This is a genomic window from Herminiimonas sp. (assembly GCF_030645555.1).
Classification (GTDB): Bacteria; Pseudomonadota; Gammaproteobacteria; order Burkholderiales; family Burkholderiaceae_D; genus Oxalicibacterium.
The window spans coordinates 1-2,927 of the sequence record NZ_JAUSME010000002.1; the positions used below are offsets into that span (position 1 = coordinate 1).

The 2,927-nt window shown below is 60.6% G+C and carries 3 protein-coding genes; all 3 read left to right on the forward strand.

Going from position 1 to position 2,927, the window contains the following annotated elements; genetic code table 11:
- The first annotated feature begins 15 nt into the window (after nt 1-15).
- Nucleotides 16-1,374: an adenosylmethionine--8-amino-7-oxononanoate transaminase gene (gene bioA, locus Q7T06_RS00015; protein ID WP_304778015.1), complete on the forward strand. Its 1,359-nt coding sequence runs from the start codon at nt 16-18 to the stop codon at nt 1,372-1,374.
- Between the two features lie 31 nt (nt 1,375-1,405).
- Entirely contained in the window at nt 1,406-2,113 is a 708-nt protein-coding gene (bioD, locus tag Q7T06_RS00020; RefSeq protein ID WP_304778018.1) for a dethiobiotin synthase, read from the forward strand.
- 24 nt (nt 2,114-2,137) lie between these two features.
- Nucleotides 2,138-2,927, forward strand: a 790-nt coding sequence (bioB, locus tag Q7T06_RS00025; protein WP_304778022.1) for a biotin synthase BioB, incomplete at its 3' end; no start/stop codon positions are given.

Sequence of the window (2,927 nt, forward strand, 5' to 3'; positions counted from 1 at the left end):
AGATAGGCGGGAATGATGTTGAACGCAATTAACAAGACGCCGGACAAGCAGTATGATCTGGTCGCGCGCAGCCTGCGCTGCGTATGGCATCCATGCACGCAGATGCAGCACCATGAAACCCTGCCGCTGGTGCCGGTCAGCCACGGCCGCGGTGCGTGGCTGTACGACACGGAAGGCAAGCGCTATCTGGATGCGATCAGTTCCTGGTGGGTCAACCTGTTCGGGCACGCTAACCCGCGCATCAATAGCGCGCTGAAGTCGCAACTCGATTTGCTCGAGCACGCGATGCTCGCCGGCTTTACGCATGAGCCGGTGGTGCAATTGTCGGAGCAGCTGGCGGCGCGCACCGGCCATGTGCTCGGCCACTGCTTCTATGCATCCGATGGCGCATCGGCGGTGGAAATTGCGTTGAAGATGAGCTTCCATACCTGGCGCAACAAGGGCTTGAGCGACAAGCGCGAATTCGTTTGCCTGAAGGGCAGTTATCACGGCGAAACGATAGGTGCGCTGTCGGTCACCGATGTGCCGATATTCCGCGATGCCTACGGCTCGCTGCTGCAGCAGGCGCATGTGGTGATGAGCCCCGATGCACGCGCAGCACAAGAGGGCGAAAGCGCCGCCGATGTCGCGCGCCGCGCCGCTGCGGTGCTGGAAACCCTGCTGCAGGAACGCGCCGGCCATATCGCCGCCATCATCGTGGAGCCGCTGGTGCAATGCGCGACCGGCATGGCGATGTACGATCCGCTTTATCTGCAGGAAGTGCGCAAGCTGTGCGACCGTTACCAGGTCCATTTGATCGCCGATGAAATTGCAGTCGGCTGCGGCCGCACCGGCACTTTCTTTGCATGCGAGCAGGCGGCGATCTGGCCGGATTTCCTGTGCCTGTCGAAAGGCATCAGCGGCGGTTATCTGCCGCTGTCGCTGGTGATGACGCGCGATGAAATCTACCAGGCGTTTTACGACAGTGATGTGGCCCGCGCCTTTTTGCATTCGCATTCCTACACCGGCAATCCGCTCGCCTGCCGCGCGGCGCTGGCGACGCTGGCGATCTTTGACGAAGACGATGTCATCAATGCCAATCGGGCCCGCGCTGCGCGCCTGACGGCGGCACTGGCGCCGCTGGCCGCGCATCCACAGGTAAGGAACTTCCGCCAGCGCGGGATGATCTGGGCCTTCGATGCAGCGATCGCCGATGCCGATGCGGCCGCCACCTTTTCGCGCCGCTTCTTTACGACGGCGCTGGAGCAGGAACTGTTGCTGCGCCCTATCGGCAACACCGTCTACATGATGCCGCCGTATATCCTGAACCATGAAGAGATAGACTTCCTTGCCGTCCGCACGCAGGCAGTGTTTGAAGAAGTGATCGCGGCATGAAGATGACGCAAACCGGAAATGCGAGGTTGAGATGACTGCAGGCTTTCACTGTTTTGTTACCGGTACCGATACGGAAATCGGCAAGACGCTGATTTCGACCGCTATCCTGCATGCGCTGGTGCAAACCGGCGTGCGTGCGGCGGCGATCAAAAGCGTGGCGGCCGGCGCGACATTGCGCGGGCAGGTCTGGCACAATGACGACGCCGATGCGCTGGCGCAGGCTGCCAATGTCGTTTTGCCTATGGAATTAGCCGTGCCCTATCTGCTGCAGGAAGCCGCTGCGCCGCATGTTGCGGCGAAGTTGGATGGTGTTGCTATAGATATCGCGCATATTAAGCGATGTTATGCGCAGGTGGCCGAGCAGGTGGATGCGGTGGTAGTTGAAGGAGTGGGCGGGTTTTGCGTGCCGCTGTCGGATGACACGGATACAGCGGATTTAGCCCAACAACTGGGATTGCCGGTCATAATGGTGGTCGGGCTGCGGCTGGGTTGTCTCAGTCATGCCCTGATGACGGCCGAAGCGATCGCTGCGCGCGGCCTCAAGCTGGTCGGCTGGGTCGCCAATACGGTCGATGCCGGCATGCCTTACGCAGAGGATAATGTCGCCGCATTGACGGCGCGTTTGCCTGCACCCTTGCTGGGTTGTGTGCCGCGCTTGCCTGCACCCCTGCCTGCTGCAGCGGCTGCATATCTGGATTTTTCGTGCTTGCCGGGCTGGCCCGGTGCACCTTGGTTATAACAAATTTTAGTCAGGAGTTTTTCTATGTCGTCGCATCCAGTTACCTTTCAGGCGCCTGCCGCCGCCGTTACTCCCATCGTTCCTACCGCGTGGCCGGTGGATGAAGTGCTGGCCCTGTTCAACCTGCCATTCAACGATTTGATCTTCCGTGCGCAAACCGTGCACCGTGAAAATTTCGATCCTACCGAAGTGGAGCTGGCGACGCTGCTGTCGATCAAGACTGGCGGCTGCCCGGAAGACTGCGGCTACTGCCCGCAGGCTGCACGTTACGACACTGGCGTGACGGCACAAAAAATCCTGCCGCTGGAAGAAGTGCTGACAGCTGCGCGCGAAGCCAAGGCGCACGGCGCAACGCGCTTCTGCATGGGTGCTGCATGGCGCGAACCGAAGGACCGCGATCTGGAACACGTCGAAGAGATGGTGCGCGAAGTCAAGGCGCTGGGTCTGGAAACCTGCGCCACGCTCGGCATGCTGGGTGTAGGCCAGGCAGAGAAACTGAAGAACGCCGGCCTCGATTACTACAACCACAATCTGGATACTGCGCCCGAGTTTTACTCGAACGTGATCTCGACCCGCGATTACCAGAACCGCATCGATACCCTCGGTCGCGTGCGCGGTGCCGGCATCAAGGTGTGCTGTGGCGGCATCGTCGGCATGGGCGAATCGCGCCTGCAACGCGCCGGTCTGGTGGCGCAATTGTGCAATATGGATCCGTACCCTGAATCGGTGCCGGTCAACAATCTGGTGCAGGTTGAAGGTACGCCTTTACACGGCACCGAGCCTATCGATCCGCTCGAATTCGTGCGCACCGTTG

Excerpts from the sequence above, each read along its gene's own strand:
- bioA (WP_304778015.1), top strand. The coding sequence starts at position 16 with ATGTTGAACGCAATTAACAAGACGCCGGACAAGCAGTATGATCTGGTC.
- bioD (WP_304778018.1), top strand. The coding sequence starts at position 1,406 with ATGACTGCAGGCTTTCACTGTTTTGTTACCGGTACCGATACGGAAATC.